The sequence below is a fragment of the Devosia sp. genome, from assembly GCF_024707125.1.
Classification (GTDB): Bacteria; Pseudomonadota; Alphaproteobacteria; order Rhizobiales; family Devosiaceae; genus Devosia.
Map to the genome: position 1 here is coordinate 20,595 of NZ_JANQAH010000010.1, position 22,492 is coordinate 43,086.

The 22,492-nt window shown below is 61.5% G+C and carries 20 protein-coding genes; 6 read left to right on the forward strand and 14 right to left on the reverse strand.

What is annotated here, in order from left to right:
* Positions 1 to 32: 32 nt before the first annotated feature.
* From NVV77_RS14540 to NVV77_RS14550, 3 genes are read left to right on the forward strand one after another with little or no spacing between them, the layout of a single operon-like run.
* The gene (locus tag NVV77_RS14540) at positions 33 to 425 is read left to right on the forward strand and encodes a hypothetical protein (protein ID WP_295414513.1); all 393 of its coding nucleotides are present in this window, start codon (positions 33 to 35) and stop codon (positions 423 to 425) included.
* Positions 426 to 438: 13 nt separating this feature from the next.
* Entirely contained in the window at positions 439 to 945 is a 507-nt protein-coding gene (locus NVV77_RS14545) for a sigma-70 family RNA polymerase sigma factor (protein ID WP_295414515.1), read from the forward strand.
* Entirely contained in the window at positions 942 to 1,733 is a 792-nt protein-coding gene (locus tag NVV77_RS14550) for an anti-sigma factor (protein ID WP_295414517.1), read from the forward strand. Before NVV77_RS14545 ends, NVV77_RS14550 begins: the two co-directional genes overlap by 4 nt.
* A 36-nt stretch (positions 1,734 to 1,769) precedes the next feature.
* Here the strand turns inward: NVV77_RS14550 and NVV77_RS14555 are convergent, their stop codons facing one another.
* From NVV77_RS14555 to NVV77_RS14600, 10 genes are all read right to left on the reverse strand, one after another.
* Entirely contained in the window at positions 1,770 to 2,639 is an 870-nt protein-coding gene (locus NVV77_RS14555; RefSeq protein ID WP_295414519.1) for an ABC transporter ATP-binding protein, read from the reverse strand.
* Positions 2,636 to 3,478, reverse strand: coding sequence for an ATP-binding cassette domain-containing protein (locus tag NVV77_RS14560; protein ID WP_295414521.1), 843 nt, complete (start codon positions 3,476 to 3,478; stop codon positions 2,636 to 2,638). Before NVV77_RS14560 ends, NVV77_RS14555 begins: the two co-directional genes overlap by 4 nt.
* 11 nt (positions 3,479 to 3,489) lie before the next feature.
* Positions 3,490 to 4,410, reverse strand: coding sequence for an ABC transporter permease (locus NVV77_RS14565; protein ID WP_295414523.1), 921 nt, complete (start codon positions 4,408 to 4,410; stop codon positions 3,490 to 3,492).
* A complete protein-coding gene (locus NVV77_RS14570; RefSeq protein WP_295414526.1) occupies positions 4,410 to 5,333 on the reverse strand; it encodes an ABC transporter permease subunit in 924 nt (307 codons plus the stop codon). The genes NVV77_RS14565 and NVV77_RS14570 overlap by 1 nt, the downstream gene beginning before the upstream one ends.
* A gap of 106 nt (positions 5,334 to 5,439) precedes the next feature.
* Complete coding sequence (locus NVV77_RS14575; RefSeq protein ID WP_295414528.1) at positions 5,440 to 7,056, reverse strand: peptide ABC transporter substrate-binding protein; 1,617 nt, start codon at positions 7,054 to 7,056, stop codon at positions 5,440 to 5,442.
* A 325-nt stretch (positions 7,057 to 7,381) separates the two neighbouring features.
* A complete protein-coding gene (locus NVV77_RS14580; protein ID WP_295414529.1) occupies positions 7,382 to 7,543 on the reverse strand; it encodes a hypothetical protein in 162 nt (53 codons plus the stop codon).
* The gene (locus NVV77_RS14585; RefSeq protein WP_295414531.1) at positions 7,540 to 8,826 is read right to left on the reverse strand and encodes an acetyl-CoA C-acetyltransferase; all 1,287 of its coding nucleotides are present in this window, start codon (positions 8,824 to 8,826) and stop codon (positions 7,540 to 7,542) included. The genes NVV77_RS14580 and NVV77_RS14585 overlap by 4 nt, the downstream gene beginning before the upstream one ends.
* Before the next feature lie 15 nt (positions 8,827 to 8,841).
* The gene (locus NVV77_RS14590; protein WP_295414533.1) at positions 8,842 to 10,803 is read right to left on the reverse strand and encodes a 3-hydroxyacyl-CoA dehydrogenase NAD-binding domain-containing protein; all 1,962 of its coding nucleotides are present in this window, start codon (positions 10,801 to 10,803) and stop codon (positions 8,842 to 8,844) included.
* Between the two features lie 38 nt (positions 10,804 to 10,841).
* Entirely contained in the window at positions 10,842 to 13,307 is a 2,466-nt protein-coding gene (locus NVV77_RS14595; RefSeq protein ID WP_295414536.1) for an acyl-CoA dehydrogenase, read from the reverse strand.
* Between the two features lie 235 nt (positions 13,308 to 13,542).
* Entirely contained in the window at positions 13,543 to 14,493 is a 951-nt protein-coding gene (locus tag NVV77_RS14600; RefSeq protein ID WP_295414697.1) for a GlxA family transcriptional regulator, read from the reverse strand.
* Between the two features lie 268 nt (positions 14,494 to 14,761).
* Between NVV77_RS14600 and NVV77_RS14605 the strand changes: the two genes are divergently transcribed.
* Positions 14,762 to 15,451: an alpha/beta hydrolase gene (locus NVV77_RS14605; RefSeq protein ID WP_295414537.1), complete on the forward strand. Its 690-nt coding sequence runs from the start codon at positions 14,762 to 14,764 to the stop codon at positions 15,449 to 15,451.
* Positions 15,452 to 15,509: 58 nt separating this feature from the next.
* Here NVV77_RS14605 and NVV77_RS14610 read toward each other — a convergent pair whose 3' ends face one another.
* Complete coding sequence (locus NVV77_RS14610) at positions 15,510 to 15,803, reverse strand: DUF1905 domain-containing protein (RefSeq protein WP_295414539.1); 294 nt, start codon at positions 15,801 to 15,803, stop codon at positions 15,510 to 15,512.
* Between the two features lie 163 nt (positions 15,804 to 15,966).
* Here NVV77_RS14610 and NVV77_RS14615 point away from each other — a divergent pair, with 163 nt between their 5' ends.
* Complete coding sequence (locus tag NVV77_RS14615; RefSeq protein WP_295414540.1) at positions 15,967 to 17,682, forward strand: long-chain fatty acid--CoA ligase; 1,716 nt, start codon at positions 15,967 to 15,969, stop codon at positions 17,680 to 17,682.
* The gene (locus NVV77_RS14620) at positions 17,679 to 18,071 is read left to right on the forward strand and encodes a MerR family DNA-binding protein (protein WP_295414541.1); all 393 of its coding nucleotides are present in this window, start codon (positions 17,679 to 17,681) and stop codon (positions 18,069 to 18,071) included. Before NVV77_RS14615 ends, NVV77_RS14620 begins: the two co-directional genes overlap by 4 nt.
* 368 nt (positions 18,072 to 18,439) lie before the next feature.
* Here NVV77_RS14620 and NVV77_RS14625 read toward each other — a convergent pair whose 3' ends face one another.
* The 3 genes from NVV77_RS14625 to NVV77_RS14635 form a co-directional block, all read right to left on the reverse strand.
* On the reverse strand, positions 18,440 to 19,777 hold the full coding sequence (locus tag NVV77_RS14625) for a hypothetical protein (protein WP_295414543.1): 1,338 nt from the start codon (positions 19,775 to 19,777) through the stop codon (positions 18,440 to 18,442).
* Positions 19,778 to 19,861: 84 nt separating this feature from the next.
* Positions 19,862 to 21,439: a cisplatin damage response ATP-dependent DNA ligase gene (locus NVV77_RS14630; protein ID WP_295414545.1), complete on the reverse strand. Its 1,578-nt coding sequence runs from the start codon at positions 21,437 to 21,439 to the stop codon at positions 19,862 to 19,864.
* Positions 21,436 to 22,440, reverse strand: coding sequence for a ligase-associated DNA damage response exonuclease (locus NVV77_RS14635; protein WP_295414546.1), 1,005 nt, complete (start codon positions 22,438 to 22,440; stop codon positions 21,436 to 21,438). Before NVV77_RS14635 ends, NVV77_RS14630 begins: the two co-directional genes overlap by 4 nt.
* Between the last annotated feature and the right edge of the window lie 52 nt (positions 22,441 to 22,492).

The window sequence follows — 22,492 nt, forward strand, 5'->3', positions numbered from 1 at the left end:
GCATCAAGCGCCCTGCTGCGAGGAGACCAAACATGATGCTTCGTTCGCTTCTAGCCGGCGCAACCGCGCTGGCACTCATCGTCGCGCCGGCCTTTGCGGTCGACTATCTCGGCGGCGCCGTCAAATCCACTGATATCGGCGGCAAGATGGTGCTGACCGATGCCAATGGCATGACACTCTACATCTTCGACAAGGACACGGCCGGCGTCACCAATTGTTACGACGACTGCGCCGTAAAGTGGCCGCCACTCTTTGCCGATGCTGCGGCAACGCCCGAAGGTGACTTTACCCTGGTCGAGCGCACCGACGGCACCAAAATGTGGGCCTACAAGAGCATGCCGCTTTACTACTGGTACGAGGACAAGGCCCCCGGCGACATCTCGGGTGACGGCGTCGGCGACGTCTGGCATCTTGCCATCGAATAGAACCGAGGCCTGATTGATCGATATCCTGCACGAGATCGAGGCCGCGGTGCCGGCACTCAGGCGTTATGCGCGCGCGCTGACGCGTGACCTCGATCGTGCAGATGACCTCGTTCAGGACTGTCTCGAACGCGCCATCGCCAGACGCAGCCTCTTCCGGCCCAAGGGCCCCGTTCGCGCCTGGCTTTTCACCATCCTCGTCAACCTGCACCGCAACAACCTGCGCGGTGCTCGGCGGCGAGGCGATGTGGTAGACATCGAATCCATTCCTGAGCCATCCGTGCCGCCGCAGCAGCCCGGCCATCTGGCGCTGGCCGAGCTTGACCGCGCCATCGGCACCCTGCCGCTCGAACAGAAGGAGGCCCTGCTGCTGGTAACTCTCGAAGGTCTTCCCTATGCCGAGGCAGCAACCATCCTCGACATTCCGCTCGGCACGCTGATGAGCCGGCTGGGCCGCGCCCGCGCCGCGCTCAGGACGCTCACCGGCATTCCCTCCGAACCGCATTTGAGAACCGTCAAATGAGCGATGTGACCCGCGACCAGCTGATGGCCCATGCCGATGGCTCCCTCTCTGCAGAAGAGAGCGCGGCAATGGATGCCTGGCTTGCCGAGCGCCCGGAGGCGGCCGCCGAGGTCGCCCGCATGCAGCGCCAGACGGACGCCATTCGCACCCTCTATGCGCCCGTTGCAGCCGAGCCGATACCGCCGCGCCTGTCCGTCGAGCGATTGCGCCAATCCGGCGAAAAGCGCCGCGGCCGCCTGTGGATCAACGCTGCTGCCGCCGTCTTCCTGATCGGTCTTGGCCTTGGCGCGGGCTGGCTGCTGCGCGGCCAGATGGAGACATCAGGCATTGCCGATCGCCTCATCGCCGACGCCGTCAGCGCCCATACCGTCTATGTGCTGGAAAACCGCCACGCCGTGGAAGTGAATGGCGCCGATAGCGAGCACCTGTCCTCCTGGCTTTCGAACCGCTTGCAGACGACGCTCGCCATGCCCGACCTCAGCGCCTCGGGCCTCAACTTCCTCGGGGGGCGCCTGCTGCCCGCCCCCAATGTGCCGGGCGGACGCGCCGCCCAGCTCATGTATGAGGACGCGGCCGGCGCCCGTTTGACGCTTTACGTGACGCCCTCGCCCGGCCCCGATACGCCAAGCTACGAACTGGCCAATCTCGGCCTCGATACGGCGCTCTTCTGGGCTGACGCTGCAATCAGTTGCACCATCACCGCCCCCTATCCGGCCGAAAAGCTGCAATCCATTGCCCGCACGGTCTTTTCGCAGCTCAATCCTACCTTGACGGACTACCGCACCTGAAAAGCAAAAGGCCGGGTCACCCCGGCCTTTCGTTTCTTATGCCGCCTTGGCAGCAGCCTTGCGCAGGCGTCGCCGCTCTTCGCGGCGTTCCATTTCCACCTTGGGATCGGGCACCGGCACCGAAGCGATCAGGCGCTTGGTGTAGTCGTGGTGCGGGTCCATGGTCACCTGCTCGGCTTCGCCGATCTCAACCACTTCGCCGAAATAGAGCACCATGATGCGCTGGGCGATGTGCCGGACGACGGCGATGTCGTGCGAAATGAACAGCAGCGAAATGCCCAGTTCCTTCTGCAGGTCCATCAGCAAATTGACCACCTGCGCGCGGATCGACACGTCGAGCGCCGACACGGCCTCGTCGCAGATGATCAGCTTGGGATTGGTGATCAGCGCCCGTGCAATGCCGATACGCTGGCACTGCCCGCCCGAAAATTCGTGCGGATACTTGTTGATCATGGTGGGCAGGAGGCCAACCTTCTGCATCATCTCGGCGACCCGAACCGCCCGCTCGGCCTTGCCGATATTGGGCATATGGATCTTGAGCGGCTCGGCAATGATATCGCCGGCCGTCATGCGCGGATTGAGCGAAGCCAGAGGATCCTGAAAGATCATCTGGATATCCTTGCGCAGGTCCAGAAGCTCGTTCGAGTTCATCTTCTGGATATCGCGCCCGAGCCACACAGCTTCGCCCGCGGTCGCCGGCAACAGCCGGATGATCGCACGCGACAGCGTGGACTTGCCACAACCGCTCTCGCCCACAATGCCCAGCGTCTCGCCCTGATAGAGGTCGAAGGACACGCCCTTGACCGCACGCAGGATCTTCTTGCCGCCAAAAAGACCATTCGAGCCGAGGGTGAATTCCACGGCCAGGTCACGGACTTTGAGAATGGGTTCTCTTGTCTCGATCATGCTTCACCCTTTGCGGCCATGAATTCGTAGGAAACGGTCGAGAGGCGGTCCACCTTCTTGTCGAGGCGCGGCACCGCCGCGAGCAACCCTTGCGTATAGGGATGTTCGGGCTTGTCGAAGATGTCGGCGGTCTTGCGATATTCCATCACGCGTCCGTCGAACATCACGAGCGTGTCTTCGCAGGTGCCCGCCACAATTCCGAGATCGTGGGTGATGAGGATGATCGCGGTGTTGAAATCTTCCTGCAGGTCGACGAGCAGATCGATGATCTCGGCCTGAACCGTCACGTCGAGTGCCGTCGTCGGTTCGTCGGCTATAAGCAGTTCGGGGCTGCAAAGCAGCGCCATGGCGATCATCACGCGCTGGCGCATACCGCCCGAAAACTCGTGCGGATACATATGCACGCGGTTTTTCGCATCGGGAATGCGCACCGCGTCGAGCATGCGGATGCTCTCGGCCAAAGCCGCGCTGTTGCTCATGCCACGGTGCAGTTCCAGCACTTCCGTCATCTGGCGCGAAATGCGCAGATACGGATTGAGCGAGGTCATCGGGTCCTGGAAAATGATCCCGATGCGCTCGGCGCGATAGGACCTCAGCTCCCTGGTCGGGAGATTGAGGATTTCCTTGCCGTCGAACATGACCGAGCCCGAGGCACGGCCGTTCTTGGGCAAGAGCCCCATCAGCGCGAAAGCACCCTGGGTCTTGCCCGAGCCGCTTTCGCCCACGATGGCGAGCGTCTTGCCCTTTTCGAGCGTGTAGCTGAGATCCTTCACGGCATGGACGGGGCCGTCATGCGTGAGGAAGTCGATCTTGAGATTTTTGACTTCTAGCAATGCCATGTCTGGCCTCCTTACCGGTCTTTCGGGTCAAGCGCGTCGCGCAGACCGTCGCCGATATAGGTGAGGCAGAGCAGCAGCGTGACGAGCACGGCTGCCGGTCCCAACAGCATCCAGGGCAGCACTTCCGCCACCGGCGCACCGGCGGAGATCAGCGTACCCAGGGACGTCTGCGGTTCCTGCACACCAAGGCCAAGATAGGAGAGGAAGCTCTCCGCGATGATAATCTCGGGGATCGTCAAAGTGGCATAGATCACGACGGGCCCTGAGAGATTGGGCACGATGTGGCGCATGATGATGGCAAAGGGCTTTGCCCCGCTGGCACGCGCCGCTTCGATGAACTCCTTCTCCTTGATGGAGAGGGTTTGCCCGCGCACGATACGCGCCATGGTCAGCCATTCGATGGCACCGATACCAACGAAGAGCAGCACCGGATTGCGCCCGAACATCACCACGAGAATGATGACGAAGAGGATGTAGGGCAGAGCATACATGACGTCGACGAAGCGCATCATCAGCGAGTCGACACGACCGCCAAAATAGCCCGATACGGCGCCATAGACGACGCCAATGGTGACCGAAACTACGGTGGCCACCGCCGCCACGATCAGGCTCATCTGCGTGCCCTGCAGCACGCGGGCGAGCATGTCGCGACCGTTCTGGTCGGTGCCGAGATAATGGCCCTTGTCGAAATCAGGCGGCTTGCGGATGGAGGTCCAATCGACTTCCGAATAGCCCCACGGCACAAAATAGGGGCCGATGAAAGCAACGAGGATGATCAGGACGACAATCCCGATCGAAACGACCGCGGCCTTGTTCTTGGAGAGGCGCCGCAAGGCGTCCTGGGTCAGCGAACGGCCCTTGGGCGCGTCGAGCACAGCCAGCTTGTTGGCGTAGTCCGTCAGGACCTGGTCTTTACCGGTAAGGCCGGGCATCAGCGATACCTCACCTTGGGATCGAGCCAGGCATAGACGAGGTCGACGAGGAGATTGAGGGCGAGAATGATGAACATGTAGAGGATCGTCGTGCCGAGCACGATGCCATAGTCGCGGTTGAGCGCGGCGGTCACGAAGTACTTGCCGATACCGGGCAGGCCAAAGATCTGCTCAACGGCGAGCGAGCCGGTGAGGAGATAGGAAAGGCCTGGTCCGAGATAGGAAACGACGGGCAGAAGCGCGGGCTTGATCGCGTGACGCGCCAGAACCAGCCGTTCGCCAAGCCCCTTGGCACGTGCCGTGCGCACATAGTTGGAACCCAAGACTTCGATCATCGAGCCGCGCATGAGCCGGCTGATACGCGCCGCGTGCGGCCAGGCGAGCACTGTCACCGGCAGGATCAGATGGGCAATCGACCCAGAAACCCAGCCACCCGCCGGCAGCCAGCGCAGATGCACGGCAAAGCCGAGCTGCAGCAGGGCGGCATTGAGGAAGTTGGGAATGACCACGCCGATCATCACGATCAGCACCAGCACGTAATCGGGCCACTTGTTCTGGTTCACCGCGGCAATGATGCCGGCGACGATACCGATGGCCGTGGCGATCACGAAGGCATAGAGCGCCAGGGTCAGCGTGAACGGGAAGCCGATGCGGATCAGGTCCGCCACGCGGAAGCCGTCGATCACCATCGAGGGACCCAGATCCCCCTGCAGCAGCCGCCCCACATAGATGAAGTACTGCATGATCAGTGGCTGATCGAGATTGTAATGGGCGCGCAGGTTGGCCAGCACGGTCGGCGGCAGGGCGCGTTCGCCATCGAAGGGGCCACCGGGCGCCAGGCGAAGAATGAAGAAACAGACTGTAACGGCGATCAGTGCAATCGGAATAGCCGAAAGCACGCGCCGGAAGGCATAGGCCAACATGTGTTAGGACTCCTAGGCCGAAGCGCCGGAAACGGAAAGGCCGGAGGGCGCTATACGGCAAAAGAACCGTGGGGGCTCAGGGCCCCCACGATCTCATTCTATCCGCTTATTCCGACTTCGAGAGCCAGCGGGTACGGAAGATGTTCTTGGCGTTCTCTTCGAAGCCCGAGATCTTCGGCGACACGACGTCCTTGGACACGTACCAGTAGATCGGGATCGCAGCGAATTCGTCCATGGCGATCTTTTCGGCCTGGGCGAGGAGTTCACCGCGGGCAGCCAGATCGAGCTCGGTCGAAGCCTGGGTCATCAGGCCGTCGAACTCTTCGTTCGAGTAACGGCCGTAGTTGTTGCCCCAGTTCATCGTACCGGCCTGGTCGACACCGGTCTTCAAGAGGTCGAGCGTGTTGGACGGATCCGAGTAGTCGAGCAGCCAGCCGGCACGGCCGACCTGGAAGTCACCGGCGCGCAGTGCGTCGTAGTGCACGGCGGTTTCGGCGTTGAACAGCTCAACCTTCACACCAAGCGGTTCCCACATGGCGGCGATCGCCACGGCGATACGCTGGTGGTTGTCATTGGTGTTGTAGCGCAGCTGCAGGGTCAGCGGCTTGTCCGGACCATAACCAGCTTCGGTCATGAGTTCCTTGGCATGGGCAACACGGTCTTCATAGGGAATAGAAGCCCATTCCGGCGCATAGGCGCTGTCGACATAGTTGTTGGTGCCCGGCGGGACCCAGCCATAGGCTGGCAGTTCGCCGGTGCCCAGGATATCGGGCCCGATGACTTCGCGCACGATGGTGGTCGAGAGCGCTTCGCGGATACGGATATCGGCGAGCGGCTGACCTTCTTCCTGGTTCATCACGTAGTAGTAGACGCCGAGGAACGGCACCACGTGAGCTTCGCCCGGCAGGTTGTCCTGCAGCCACTGATACTGGTCAGCGGGGAAGTCGGTCAGGATGTCGAATTCACCGGCGCGGTAGCGATTGAGCGCTGCGGCCTGATCTTCGAGCACGTGGTAGAAGACTTCGTCGATCTTGACGTTGGCGGCATCGTAATAGTCAGCGTTCTTTTCCGAACGGACATAGGAGCCCGGCAGCCATTCCTTGATCAGGTAGGGGCCGTTGCCGACGATGTTTTCCACCTTGGTCCACTCGTCGCCGAGCTTTTCAACCAGATGCTTCGGAACCGGATAAGCGGTGTAGTGGGTCAGCGCGTCGAGGAAGAACGGGGTCGGCGCTTCGAGGGTGATTTCGAGCGTCGTGTCGTCGATGGCCTTGACGCCGAGTTCGTTGAGATCGGTGATCTCGCCGGCATTGATAGCGGCCGAGTTCTTGATCGGGAACTGCAGGTAAGCGTAGTCGGCAGCAGTCTTGGGATCAAACAGGCGCTGGAAGGCAAAGACGAAGTCGCCGGCGGTCACCGGAGTGCCATCGGACCACTGAATGCCATCACGCAGCTTGAAGGTGTAGACCGTACCGTCTTCCGAAATTTCCCAGCTTTCAGCCTGGCCCGGAATGGCTTCAGCCTTGGCGTTCTCCGTAAGAAGACCCTCGATATAGTCGCCGATAACGCGGTTTTCCCAGTCGCCGGAGGCCTTGTGCGGATCCAGCGTACCCGGATCGCCACCATTGTGGAGCTGCAGCGTCACGGCGGAGGCCGCCGTCGACATCATCAGCGCCATGGCGCCGGCAGTCGCAATCGCCTTAAAGGCTGTGGTGAACTTCATTCTCGTCCCATCTCCTTGTGGAATTCTTGAGCTTGTTGACCCGCATGTTTGCCCATGCGGCCCCACCCCTTACGCAAAGGGTTTGTCCCTTCGGTCAAGATTGCTGGACGGTATCTTGCAAAAGCGTCCACTGACAAGCAAAACATTGACCTAAGCGTAAACGTGCGACCTTTTGTTAACATCTCGGAAGGGATGGCAAGGCTTTCCACTTCACATTTGTTTGGCAGCAGCACTTTCCCCAAACCAGCCGCCAGACGAAAAAGCACCGCTGCGTGGGACGCAGCGATGCCTGTGAATTGTTCGTGGGGCGAATTGGCGCAGGCCGTCAGCCCATAAGGCCGGCTTGCTGGACGAAATAAATAACCAGCGCCAGACCCAGCAGCACCGCAAAGGGCAGCCAGTTCGGCATCGGCCCTCTTGGCGGCTTGGGCTGTGGCGGTTCGGGCTTTTTCGGGGGGACCCGGAATTTTACGACATTGTCACTCATGCCGCACTTTCTACCAGCGCCGCGACGCCCATGCCACCCGCCGTGCACACAGAAATCAGCGCTCTTTTGTTTGCCTGTTCGGACAGCAGTTTTGCCGTGACGCCCAGAATGCGCGCGCCGGTCGCCGCAAAGGGATGTCCATAAGCAAGGCTCGACCCTTTCACGTTAATCTTGGCAGGATCGATCTCGCCCAAGACGGCATCGCGCCCCAGCACATCCTTGCAGTAGGTCGGGTCCTTCCACGCTTTCAGTGTGCACAGAACCTGGGCGGCAAAAGCCTCGTGCAGCTCAAAGTAGTCGATATCGGCAAAGCCGAGTCCTGCGCGCTGAAGCATTTCCGACACTGCAATAGTCGGCGCCATGAGCAGACCTTCACCATGCGCAAAATCATTGCCGGCAACGCGACCAACCGTCAGATAAGCCAGGATCGGCAAGCCGCGGGCCTTGGCCCATTCTTCGCTCGCCAGCAGCACGCTCGAAGCGCCATCGGTCAGCGGCGTCGAATTGCCTGCTGTCAGCGTGCCATGACCCGAAGACTTGTCGAAAGCGGGCTTGAGCGTCGACATCTTGTCGAGATTGCTGTCGGCACGAACATTGTTGTCCCGCACCAGACCTGCGCACTGGACGAGCAGGTCATCATGGAAACCCTCGTCATAGGCTTTTGCCGCATTCTGATGGCTCGCCACCGCCAGCTCGTCCTGCGCCCGACGCGAAATGCCCCATTCGCGGGCCATCAATTCGCAATGCTGGCCCATGGACATGCCAGTGCGCGGCTCATTGACCGAAGGCGCCACCGGCGTCAGCTCGCCAAAGGAAAAACCCTTGGTAAAAGCCTGCAATTTGCCACCCGTCGTCTTGGCCGCATTGGCATCGAGCAGACGATGCTGGAATTTCGAGCCAAAGACGATGGGACTATCCGAAACCGTATCGGACCCCGCGGCAATGCCGCTATCGATCTGCCCCGAAGCAATCTTGCCGGCCAGCACCAAAGCCGCCTGCAGGCTCGTGCCGCACGCAATCTGCAGCGTCGTCCCCGGCGTGCGCGGCGAAAAACCGGCATCGAGCAGGGCTTCGCGGGCAATGTTGAAATCACGCGAATGGTTGATCACCGCCCCGGCAATCACCTCATCCACTTTTTCTCCCTTGAGCCCATACTTGTCCGCAAGCCCCCCGAGGGTCGTCGCCAGCATGGAGAGATTGGTTTCATCCACATAGGCCGTGCCGCCACGGGCAAAGGGAATGCGAGCCGAGCCGACAATGGCAACGCGCTTGAGTTCAGTCATTTGTCTATTCTCCCCTCAAGCCCGGCCGTCGGCTCGTGCGCGCATTGGCCCGCCGAGGAATGGCGCAAAGCCCGTACCCATGATGACGCCGATATCGGCAAGATCGGCATTGGCGACGACGCCCTCGCTCAGCACCACCTCGGTCATATCGACCAGCGGCTTCACCAGCTCACGGCCGAGCGCCACAAGATCGGCATGGGGCGGCGTCGAGCCTTTGACGGCCTTGCCATTCTCCCACTTGTAAAAGCCCTCATTGGTCTTGCGGCCCAATTTGCCCTCGGCAATCAGCCGGGCAAACTTGCTATCCGACGTCACGGCATGACCCAATTCGGTCGCCACCGACTTGCCGACGTCGAGCCCAACCGTGTCCATGAGTTCAATCGGCCCCATGGGCATGCCGAAGGCCACCGCCGCCGCATCGAGCAATTCCTTGCTCTCGCCGCGCTCTACTCGCTCCACGGCGCCGAGCATGTAGGGCATGAGCACGCGATTGACCAAAAAGCCCGGCGCCGATTTCACCACTACCGGCGACTTGCCAATGGCCAGCGCAAAACTCGCGCCCTTGCCGATGGCCTCGTCCGAATTGAATTTCGACTTGATCACCTCAACCAGCGGCAGCTGTGCCACCGGGTTGAAGAAATGGAGCCCGATCAACCGCCCCGGTTCCTTCAGCGCCTCTGCAATGCGCTCCAACTCGATGGAAGACGTATTGGTGGCAAGGATCGCACCGGGTTTGAGCTTGGCTTCGACCCCGGAAAAGATCGACTGCTTCACTTCGAGCTTTTCGACCACTGCCTCGATGATCACATCGGCCCGCGGCACGCCATTGCCCTGCGGGTCCGGCGTCAACCGCAGCATGGCGGCATCGACTTCATGCTTCTTCTTGTAGCGCTTCTGGAACAGCTTTTTGGCCCGATCGAGCGCCGGCTGAATGCGCGCCATATCGAGATCCTGCAGCGTGACGCTCATGCCACGATAAGCGCACCAGGCCGCGATATCGCCGCCCATGACACCCGCGCCGATCACATGCACCCGCGAAAACTTCGCGCCCTTCAGCCCCTGCTTCTTGAGCCCCTCGGACATGAAGAACACGCGCCGCAAGTTGGTGGCCGTCGGCGAGCCCATCAGCGGCACGAAGGCATCGACCTCGCCCCGCACCATGGCCTGCCAGTCATTGCCATGCTGCTCGAACAGCTCGATCAGCGCATAAGGCGCCGGGTAGTTGACGCGATTGGCCTTCTTGCCGACCTCTTCGCGCATCTTGTTGGCGACATAGTCGCGCAAGAGCGGCCCAGCCATGGCCCGCTTCACAAAACCGGCCGGCTGCGACTTGCGATTCTGCAGCACAGCCTTGCGGCCTTCCCAGCGCAGCATGTCACGATGCCTTACGAGCTTGTCGACGAGATTGAGCCCCCGCGCCGCCCCCGCCTTGAGCATCTTGCCCGTCAGCATGATCTGCATGGCATCGACCGGCCCAGCCTGACGGATCGACCGCCCAGTGCCGCCAAAGCCCGGGAAAATCCCCAGATTGACCTCGGGGAAGCCGATACGCGTTTTGTCGTCGTTGACCGCAATGCGGTAGTGGCAGGCCAAAGCCAGTTCGAGCCCGCCGCCCAGGCAGAACCCGTGGATGCCGGCAACGAACGGAATTTTGAGATTCTCGATCCGCGCGAACAGCGCATGCGTCCGCCGTAGCGCCTCGGGCAGCACCGAAAAATCGCTCATCGCGTCGAATTCGGAAACGTCGGCCCCGGCGATGAACCCACTCTCCTTGCCCGAGAGCAGCACCACGCCGACCAGTTCCTTGCTATTGGCAAGGTCCTCGAACCGCGCCACCAGCGTTTCAAGTTCCATGATCGCTTCGCGGCTCAAGGTATTTACCGAGCCGCCCGGCGAATTGATGGTGAGCCAACCGATATTCTCGATATCGGTATGAAAACTCCAGTGCTTGGTCTCGGTTACCTGTGGGGCGATCATGCTTGCTCCTCGATATTCCCTGTCGATCCGCCGGCTTCTTATTCGGCTGCCGCGCGCGGCTCGGTCTGTTTCAGGATGTCCTTGTCGAAATCATCGACATGCACAGCCCGTTCCGTCGCCTCATCCGCCGCCCGCATGATCCCGGCCTCGTTGTCATTGATGACCCCGGCCTTGACCGCGTCGACGATGGCATCCCGATCGAGCCGCCGTTCGAACACGCCGCGGCGCGACGCCTTGATGAACCGTGCCTCGATATCCTCGGCCTCCGTCACCTTGATGAAGGCATCTTCGAGAACGCCTGTGACATCATTTGGGTCCGTCGTCACATAAACTCCCGTCGTCAACCGGTCGCGGAAGGCACCCGGCCGCAGCACGGCGCGCACGAAGCGATAATTGACCCGGTCGCTGGCGCGCTTGGCATGGCGCCCCAGCGGGAAGCAGAGAATGCGCATGGCCCAGGCAAAGAAGGGATTGGGGAAGTTATCAAAGACTTCGCCAAAGCTCTTTTCGATGGAGGCGATCCGGTCGGCCATGATGGCTTCAACGAGTTCCTTATCCTCGGCAATCCGCCCCTCTTCGTCAAAACGCTTCAGCGTTGCCGACATGAGGTAAAGGTCGCCCAGAAGATCGGCCATGCGGCCCGAAAGCTTCTGCTTGCGCTTCAGCGCGCCGCCCAGAACCACCGTGGTCCAGTCAGCCACCAGCGCAAAATCCTGCGAATAGCGATGGAGCTTTCGATACCACCCAGCCATCGGCCCATCATTGGGCGATGAGGCAAAGGCGCCATTGGTGAGGCCATGCAGAAAACTCGCCACGATATTGCGCAGCATGAAGGCCGTATGCCCGCCAAAGGCCTTGTCGAAAGCGTCAATGCCAGCCTTGCGATCCCGATTCTGCGCCGCCTCAACTTCCTTGAGCAGATAAGGATGCGCACGCAGCACGCCCTGCGCAAAGGTCATCAGCGTGCGCGTCAGGATATTCGCGCCTTCCACGGTGATCGCCACCGGCAGCGCCTGATAGGCGCCGAAGAGATAGTTGCCCGGACCATCCTGAATGGCGCGGCCACCCTGGATATCGAAGGCATCGTCCATGCTGTCGCGCATGGCTTCCGTCGTCGTGTATTTCAGGAGGCCCGCAATCACCGCCGGCCGCTGGCCTTCATCAACCATCGACGCCGTCAGCCGCCGCGCCGCCTCAAAGCTATAGGCGCGCTTGATCATTTCGCCGAGCGGCTCGGCCACGCCTTCCATGATCCCGACCGGAATACCGAACTGCCGGCGCACACGGGCATAGGCCGAAGTCGCACGCAGCGTCGCCTTGATCGAGATCGAGCCGATGGCCGGCAGCGAAATAGCGCGGCCCGTCGCCAGACACTCCATCAGCATGCGCCAACCCTGGCCGGCATAGTCGGTGCCACCGATGAGATAATCGATCGGCACGAACATATTGGTGCCGCGCACCGGACCATTCATGAAGGCCTGCCGCGCCGGATAGTGCCGGCGGCCGATATCAAGCCCCTGATGATCGCTGGGAATGAGCGCCAGCGTAATGCCGATATCCTCGCCGCGCCCAAGCAGATTGTCCGGGTCCTTGAGGATGAAGGCGAGACCGACCAGCGTCGCAATCGGTGCCAGCGTAATATAGCGCTTGTCGAAGGTCAGGTTGACACCAAGCACTTCCTGCCCGTTCCACATGCCCTTGGTGACGATACCGATATCGCGCATGCCGCCAGCATCGGACCCCGAATGCACGCCGGTCAGCGCAAAGCACGGAATGTCCTTACCGGTCGCCAGGCGATGCAGATATTTTTCCTTCTGCGCCGGCGTGCCGTATTTTTCGAGCAGTTCACCCGGCCCGAGCGAATTGGGCACCATGACGGTAATACCCGCCGCCACCGAGCGGCTGGCGATCTTCGACACGATCATCGACTGTGCCTGCGCGGTAAAACCGAGGCCACCATGCTCCTTGCCGATGAGCATGCCCAAAAAACCCTTGTCGCGCAGGAACTGCCAGAGTTCGGGCGAGAGATCAGCGCGGTTATGGCGGATATCCCAGTCGTCGATCATCTTGCAGGCGGTTTCGGTCTCGTTATCGAGAAAGGCCTGCTCTTCCGCTGAAAGTGTCAGCGGCCGGATTTTGGTCAGCTTGTCCCAGTCCGGACGCCCCGAAAACAGTTCCGCATCCCAGCCGACAGTACCGGCATCGAGCGCCTCCTGCTCCGTGCGGCTCACCTTGGGCAGGATCGATTTGACGGCCCCAAAGATCGGCGTGATCAGCACGGCCTTGCGTATCGGCTCAAGGCTGAGCGCCAGCATGACGACGCCGAGGACGATAAGTACCCAGCTCCCAAAGCCCAGGCCGTAGGTCGCTCCGCTGGTCGCAAACTGCACGCCCGACAGGAGACCAATAGCGATTGCCGCGGCGCCCCATTGCCAGAGCGGGCTCTCGCGCATGGCCAGCGTGGCGAACACCGCAACGGCAATCAAGATAAGCAATAGGGTCACTGCACTGTCCTCCTCGAACGGCGCGACACCAAGATTGGAGGCGTCGCCCGCCATGCCAAACCGCCGGACCGATCTCAACGGAACCAGCCCTTATGCCTCACGTCACCCTAGACCATGACGCAGCATTTGTTGACCGCACTCTAGCAAGCTTTACGTAAACGTCAACTAAACGCCGCAAACGTCCACTTTGGGCCGATGCGAGGCCTATTCCAGGCTCAGCATGCGCCTTGGTTCTTTAGGCGAGGTTTCCCACCGCAGCATTGGCGTTAAATCGTTCGCGATAGGCCCCGACCCCGAGCCCGGTAATGCGCTGGAACACCCGCCTGAACGCGGCAGGGTCCTTGTACCCGACATCCCAGGCGATCTGTTCCACCGAGTCCCGGCTGAATTCGAGTTTTTCGCGGGCCAGCGCCACGCGCAGGTCCTGCACATATTCGGTCGGCCTGACCCCGGTCGCCTTTTGAAACCGGCGCAAAAACGTCCGCGTTTCGAGCCCAGCCTCAGCGGACATGGCCTCCACCGACACTTCCTTGCCGGCCCGTCCCTGCAGCCAGTGCTGCACCTTCAGGATCGCCTTGTCGCCATGCGTCAGATTGGGCGCAAAGCGCGAATAGTGCCGCTGCTCCCGCCCAGCAGGATCGACCAGCAAAAACTTCGCCGTATCCGCCATCACCGTCGGTCCGAGAATCCGGTGCACCAGCCGCAGGCCGAGATCGGTCCAGGCGAGCATGCCGCCGGCAGTGATGATGTCGCCGTCTTCGACGATGATGTCGCCCGGGGTCATATCGACATCGGGAAAGGCGGCCCGAAAGGCATCGGCATAAAGCCAGTGCGTCGTCGCCCGGCGGCCCGAGAGGAGCCCCGCATGGCCGAGCATGAACGCCCCTCCGCAGATGGAAGCCAGGGTCGAGCCGGCCTTGTGACGCTCATGGATCCAGGGCACGAAATCGGTGACCTCGTCGGCTCGAAGGGCATCGGCGAGACGGCCAGGAATAATGACGATCACCGGTTGCCCCCCGGCCTCCGGTGCGCTGTCAAAAATGCGCGAAAAGCCCCCTTCGCCCAGCTTCCAGTGCGTGGTCCTGATGCGCTCGGGCCCGCCATGCTGGCGCGCATAGTCGTTGGCGACCTCGAAGGCATCGGTGAGGCCGTGGACAGATGCCATGGCGCAGCCGGGGTAAAGCATGAGGCCAATTTCGGTGTGTCGAATGGCGTCCAGTTTCTTTGTCACTTCCGGACCTGATTCTGTCACTTGCGACAATCGTCGCTCGCCTTGGACCACTCTAAGTTCAACTCATCACAGCGAACAAGGGGTTCGCCAAACACTGAGGAGACTAAAATGACCAACACGATCGTTCTTATCCATGGCGCCTGGCTCAATGCTCTTTCCTGGGAAAAGGTGAAGGCCCGCTACGAAGCCCAGGGTTTTAATGTCATCGCCCCCGACTGGCCGTTTGACAATCGCACCCCCCGCCCAGCTCCGCGCCGCCCCGGCCAAGGAACTCGCCACCCTGAGCCAGAGCCAAATCCTCGACCACTACGAAGCCATCATCCGCGCTCTTCCCGAAAAGCCGATCCTGATCGGTCACTCGCTCGGCGGTGTCTTCGTGCAGCATCTGCTGTCCCGCGGTCTCGGTGTTGCCGGCGTCGCCATCAACCCCGCCCCGACCCCCGGCGTGCCGCTCGGACCCCAGGCCATCGTCTCGGCCCTGCCGGTCTTCTCTGACATCTTCTCGTGGAAGAAGGCCAAGGTGATGAGCCGCGACTTCTTCGCCAGCCGCTTCGCCCAGACCCAGGATATCGCCGATGTCGATGCCAACTACGATCGCTACGTCGTCCCGACCCCCGGCCGGGTCTACTGGAACGGCGTCGTCAACCCGATCAAGATCGACTGGGCCAAGCAGAACCGTGCCCCGCTCCTCCTGATCGGCGGCGGCAAGGACCTGATCGCCGATGCCTCGATGACCCGCGCCATCTACAACAAGCAGCGCAAGGCCAAGACGCAGACCGACCTTCATATCTTCGAGGATCGTTCGCACTGGACGCTGATGGACAAGGGTTGGGAACAGGTCGCCGACATTGCCCTCAACTGGGCCGTGGCCCAGGCTGCCGAAGGCAAGCCGCAGCTCCGCGCCGTTGCCTGAGGCTTTCCCTCATGCAATCAGCAGGTTAAGGGCCCCGCTCCGGCGGGGCCTTTTGCCGTCAGGCCGGCCCCACGACCATGACGATCTCCAGCACGCCACTCTCGGGAATGGAGATTTTCTTGCGCACCGCATCCTTGAGCGGCAGAAGATAGCCGCCCTCCTTGGGAAAGAGCGAAGTGCGGAACGTGACCTCGCCGATCACCGCCTCGACCGGAATGACGCCCCAGCCATAGGACACAGCCTTGGCCATCTCCCCGACTTGCCGCGCCACCTCTTCCGGCAGCCGCGCAAAGTAGAACGGCGCCGGCCCGCACCAGTGGATGACTTCGGCCTCGAAACGAAATTCCGACACGTTTTGCCTTCCCTCTGCATTGCTCAGATCAGTGGGGAACGCAGGTACCCCAAAGGCAGTTGTTTGACGCTAACGTAAAGCCGTGAAATAGTTCTTCCTGCATGCTGGCGGAGGAAGCGACGGAACATACCGCGCTGCCGGCATCACGAGGAGGAAACAAGGCATGTCGACCGAGACTCATTCGCCCGACCGCGTTCGTCCCTGGCTCGCCAGCTACCCCGAAGGGATCGAGTGGCAAACCGAGATCGACACGACCCCGGTGCATGAACAGGTTCTGGCCGCCTGTGCGCGCAACCCCTCGGCCGTGGCCCTCGACTTCCTCGGTGGCACCACCACTTTCGGCGACCTCGCCAAGAAGATCGTCGCCTTTGCCGGCGCCCTCCAGTCCCAATATGGCGTCAAGAAGGGCAGTCGCGTCGCGCTCATGCTGCCCAATACGCCCTTTTATCCCATCGCCTACTATGGCGTGCTCCGCGCCGGCGGCACGGTGGTCAATTGCAACCCGCTCTATACCGTTCCGGAGCTGAGCCACATCACCAAGAATGCCGGCGCCGATATTCTGATCACGCTCGATCTCAAGCTGATCTTTGAAAAGGCCGAGGCCCTGCTCACCGCCGGCCACGTCAAATCGCTGGTCGTCTGCCATTTCCCCGACGCACTGCCGCTGGCGAAAAAGGTCCTGTTCTCGCTCTTCAAGCGCAAGGACCTCTCCAATCCCTCGCGGTCCGTGCATGTTGGAAAAATCCGCGCCTTCGATGACCTGATTGCGGCGAAGGAGACCCCGAGCGCCGTCCACATCGACGCCAGGACTGACATCGCCGTGCAGCAATATACCGGCGGCACCACCGGCATCCCCAAGGGCGCGCTGCTGACCCATGCCAATATCGCGGCCAATATGAGCCAGATCGACAAATGGGGCTGCGGGCTCTTCTATCCGCCCTCGAAGGTGGTCGCTGTCCTGCCCTTCTTCCACATCTTCGCCATGACCGTCTGCATGAACGTGCCGCTCTGCAATGGCACGCAGGTGGTCATGCTGCCGCGCTTCGAATTGAAGGCTCTGCTCGACCTTCTCATGCGCACCAAGGCAAACGTCCTGCCTGCCGTGCCGACCCTGCTCAATGCCATCGCCCGCGCCGACACGGCCACAGCCGAACACCTGGCAAGCCTCGAAGTCGCCATTTCCGGCGGCGCGGCGCTGCCCGATGAAGTCCGCCACGCCTTCGCAAAAAAATCGAAAGCCATCCTCGCCGAAGGCTATGGCCTCACCGAGGCCTCGCCCGTCGTCTGCTGTGCAGCCCTGCGCGTCCCCTCAAAACCCATGTCCATCGGCCTGCCCCTGCCGGGCACCGATATCCGCTTTGTCGATGTCGACAAGCACAAGGAAGTGGGCATCGGCGAGAACGGCGAATTGCAGGTCAAGGGCGCCCAGGTCATGTCGGGCTACTACAACAATCCCGAAGCATCGGCCGAAGCTTTTGACGACGGCTGGCTGCGCACCGGCGATGTCGGCCATGTCGATGAAGACGGCTATGTCTTCCTCGTCGACCGCATCAAGGACCTGATCATCTGTTCCGGCTTCAACGTTTATCCGCGCACCATCGAGGAAGCGCTGATGACCCATGAAGCGGTCGAGGAAACCAATGTCATCGGCGTGCCCGACGACTATCGCGGCGAGGCGCCGGTCGCCTATGTCAAACTTCGCGAAGGCAAAACGGTCAGCGAAGCCGACCTCAAACATTTCCTTGGCGACAAGCTCAACAAGATCGAGATGCCCAAGGAAATCATCTTCAAGGACGCGCTCCCCAAGACGCTGATCGGCAAACTCAGCAAGAAAGAGCTGCGCGAAGAATATGCCCAGAAGAAAGCCAAAAAGCAGTGACTTCCTCCGACGCCGATAGCCCGGATCTCTATTCCATCGCCGATCTCGCCCGCGAATTCGGCATCTCGACCCGGGCCATCCGCTTCTATGAAAGCAAGGGCCTGATCGCGCCCGAGCGGCTGGGCGCCACCCGCGTCTTCCGCCGCCGCGATCGCGCCCGGCTGATCCTGATCCTGCGCGGCAAGCGCCTCGGCTTCTCGCTGCGCGATATTTCCGACTATCTCGCGCTCTACGACGCCGACCGTGGCCAGCAGGTCAACCTTCTCGCCGAAAAGGTCGACGAGCGTCTAAAATTGCTTGAACAACAATTGGCAGACCTGCAAACCACGATTGCCGAACTGCAAGAAATCCGCAAACTTGCCCGGACACGAGTCTCTTCTGCGAGTTAGGTCATGTCAGAATTGTTCGCGTCCCTGACAGACGGTATCGGCCATCCCAATCGCTGGCCCTGCGCCATGCTGGTCTGCAGCCAGACCGAAGCCCGCCGCAATGGCGTCGAATGGGCCCCGAGCCACATCATCTCCATCTATGGCCCGGAAAGCCGCTATCTCGGCCTGCCCGATTTCGATCAGACCCGCCAGCTCCATGCCCGCTTCGAGGACGTCGCCGATCCCGCCGCCCCGGGCGCCCCGACCCGCGCCCATATCGAAGAGATCATGGCCTTCGTCGATGGTCTGCCAAAAGATGCGCGTCTGATGATCCACTGCCTGCAAGGCAGCACTCGCGGCGCCGCTACCGCGCTCGGCATTCTCTCGCGCTATCTGCCCGCCGATAAAGCGGGCCAAGCCATCTTCAAGACGTTTCCAAACGTCGCGCCCAGCCCACTCGTCATCGCGCTCTGGGACAAGGTCCTGGGCCTCGATGGCAAGCTGATCAAGGCCGGCCGGAAATTCCCCACCTCGGGCCTCCGCCGCGCCGTCGCCTGAACCAGACCGTTCAGGCCGTCATCGAAAAAGAGATTGCCCGACGCCGCCTGGCCCGCCCCAATGCTGGCCATATAGGCACCGCGCGCCTGATCGAGACGCCGCACGGCACTCTCGATCTTGTCGCCGGTCAACGCTTCCTCGCTCCCCAGCATCGTCAGGATGGTCGAGATGCCTTCGGTGACGCGCAGACCCACTGCGCCGCTGGCGCTCAGGTCCTTTTGCGCGGCCGTGACGAGCTTGGCCAGCGTCTGCCTTAGTGAAACCTGCTTGGTGCGCAGTTCAAGATTGTCGGCCGCGCCCGCCAAAACCACACGATCATAGCCAACGATCACGGACTCAAAGCCATCCTCAACCAGTTGCGAACCGTTGACATAGCTTTGCTTGCCGGTCTCAACCTGTTCGGAACCCACCTTCACGCGCTCGCTGCCCACCACGACCGTTTCGGTGCCCGTTAGCACCTCTTCGGTGCCGGTCTGTTCGGAAACCGTACCGGTCTGCTGCGCGGTCGTTTGTCCGGCGACAAAGCCAAGCTTATCGAGCGCGGTGCCCGATACATCGAGAAAGCCATTGGGCACTTCGGCCAGCGTCAGGCTCTGGGCATTGTCGGTCGACAGGATGAGCTTTCCGCCCGCCCCGATCTGCGCCTCGACATGGTCGATACTGCCCAGCGCCGAAGTCAGTGCCGTCTGGAACGATCCGGCCATGGCGGTATAGGCAAAATTCTGCGTCACCCCATTGGAGGTCACCGCAATATTGGTTCCGGTGAATTTTACCGTGGAAGCGGCCGCGCCATCGACCTGCACCGAAAAGTCGGCTTTTTCATCAAGCCCGGCCGTAGCCGCCGATGCGAAGCCGCTGATGTCTCGCGTGCCTGTCACCTTGGTTTCATAGACCGGGCGCTGCGTATAGACCGGCCGCGTCTCATAGACATTGCGCTCTTCCGTAACGTCCCGATCCTCGAACCGGTCGCGCGTCACATAGATTGGGCGGCTGGCATAGAGCGGCTGGCTGGAATACTTGATGCGCGAGCCATAGCGCGCCTCAAAGCTCACCTCTTCGCGCGCCGCAGGCTGCTGCACCACGGTTTTCAGCGCCAACAGGCCCTGCCGAGCGGATTGAAACCGCGACGGTACGCTTGGCTGGTTGTAGCTGGCAGCGGTAATGGCCATGAGGATCCCCGATCTCGATCCTCTAGCCCGGCGCTCGCTAAACGAGCCCCAAGAACTTGCCCCGTATTTTATCGATCGACACCGTCACCCATCCGGTACGCCAACGAAGGCATCCATGTCCTCGAGCCGCGCCGCCTCCTGCGCCGGCTTGTCCCACCGGATCCTGCTTATCCGCGGGAACCGCAGCGCCACGCCAGATTTGTGCCGCCCGCTCTTTTGCGCCGAGTCAAACGCCACCTCGAAAACCAGCTCCTTCTTCACCTCGCGCACCGGCCCGAAACTGCCCGTAGTATTGGCGCGGATCCACTTGTCGAGCTGCTTGAGCTCCTCATCGGTAAAGCCGAAATAGGCTTTTCCGATCGGCACGATCTCGTTCCCTTTCCAGACCCCAAACGTGTAGTCCGAATAATAGGAACTGCGCTTGCCATGCCCACGCTGCGCATACATCAGCACCGCGTCGACGACATTGGGATCGCGCTTCCACTTGAACCAGAACCCCTTGGGCCGCCCCGGCACATAGGGCGCCGTCCTGAGTTTGATCATCACCCCTTCATGGCCATGCTCGTCGGCGCCCTGCCGGCGCAACCTTCCGAGATCATCCCAATCCCCAAATGGCAGCACTTCGGAGAGATCGAGCCGCGTCTGCGGATTCCTCTGAAACCACGCTTCCAGCCGCGCCCGCCGCTCTTCCCAGCCGAGCGCGCGAACATCCTCCTCGCCATCAAAGAGCATGTCATAGACGCGCACAAAGGCCGGCAGCTCCTGCATCTGCTTGGCCTGGGCCACCTTGCGGTTCAGCCGCTGCTGCAGGTCGTTGAAACTCCTCGCATCAAAGTCATGCCCGACCAGCAATTCGCCATCGAGCACCGCCCGGCCCATGACATTGTCCACGACATCGGGAAACGAGGCGCTGATCTCGTCGCCCGTACGCGAAAACATCGACACACCCTGCGCACCCAATACCAGCTGCACACGGATCCCATCCCATTTCCACTCGGCGGAAAAATCCCGGGGATCGAGTTTTTCAAAATCCTTGTCCTCGATTGGGTTGGACAGCATCAGCGGATGAAACCGCGCCGCATTGTCGATATCCGGCCGCCCCGCCTTGCCCTCGAGCCAGGCAAAAAGATTGGCATAGGGCGGCTTCAGCCCATGCCAGACCTCCTCAATGTCCTGCAGTTCCACCCCGCTCATCTCCGCCAGCGCGGTCTTGGCCAACCGCGCCGAAACGCCAATGCGCAGCGCCCCGGTCGCGAGCTTTACCAGCGCCCAGCGCTCATGAATGGCGGCCTGACTAAGGAGCCCACCAATCACCCTCGGCAACTCCGCCTTGCTGGTGTGATTGAGGAGATCAACAAGCTCGGAAAGCCGCGGCAATTCCCCCTCGGCCTTATGCGGCCAGATCAGTGCAATGGTTTCGCCGAGATCGCCGACATAGTCATAGCTCAGCGCAAACAGCGTCTCGTCGACCTCCGCCAGCACCGTCTCGCGCAGCAGCGCCGGCTTCACATTGCGGATGTCCATCTCGCTTGTAAGAACTGCCAGCGCGATGCCGCGATCCGGGTCCGGCACCTCGACAAAATACCGCTTCAGTGCCTCCAGTTTTCGCGTGCGCGACGGCGTCAAAGCGAGCAGTTCCAGGAGGTCGGCAAAACGCTTCATTCCCCGCCCTCCCCGCCATCGTCATCGAGCCCCGGCAGGGCCAGCGGCTCGGCCTTGAGCCCCTGCTTCTTGCACCAATAGACCAGCGCATCCTCGCGGCCATGCGTCACCCAGACGGTCTCAGCCCCGCTTTCGAGGATCGAGACATTGAGTTCGCCCCAGTCGCAATGGTCCGAAATCACCAGCGGCAGTTCCGCCAGCGCCTGTCGCGCCCGCTGTTTCACGCTCATCCAGCCCGAAGCCTGGCACACGACCGGATCGGGAAAACGCCGGCTCCAGCGATCGCGAATGGCCGCAGGCGGCGCAATGACGATCTGCCCCATCATCTCCGCCTTGCCCATGCCCGTCGCCGGCAAGAGTTCCCCGAGCTCCACCCCCAGCGCCTGATAAAGCTCGCAGAGCCTGATCATCGCGCCATGGAGATAAATCGGCCTGTCCCACCCGGCATCGCGCAACAGCGCAATCACCCGCTGCGCCTTGCCCAGCGCATAGCAGCCAATGAGATGGCTCCGCTCCGGCTGCGCCGCGACCGATTTCAGCAGTCGCGCAATCTCATCCTTGGGGTCAGGATGCTGAAAGACCGGTAGCCCAAAGGTGGCCTCGGTAATAAGCAGGTCACAAGCAACCGGCTCATAGGGCTGTGCCGTCCGATCCCGCAGCCGCTTGTAGTCGCCAGTGACCACCGCCCGCTGCCCCTCGGCCTCGATAAGCACCTGTGCCGAACCCAGAATGTGCCCCGCCGGAAACAACGTGACCGTCGCCCCATCAATCGTCAGCGGGTCATGAAAATCCAGCGCCTCAAACCGCCCGGCGCAATCCTCGCCATAGCGCACCTTCATGATCTCGATCGTATCGGGCGTCGCCAACACCGCCCCATGGCCCGAACGGGCGTGGTCGGCATGCCCATGAGTAATAATCGCCCGCGCCTTCGGCTCGGACGGATCAATCCAGGCGTCGATTGCGGGCACATAGAGATTGCGGTCGATAACTGGCTTGTCCATCAGACTCTCCACAACGGCAAAATCAGCCACCCGGTTCAGACAACACGGCAAT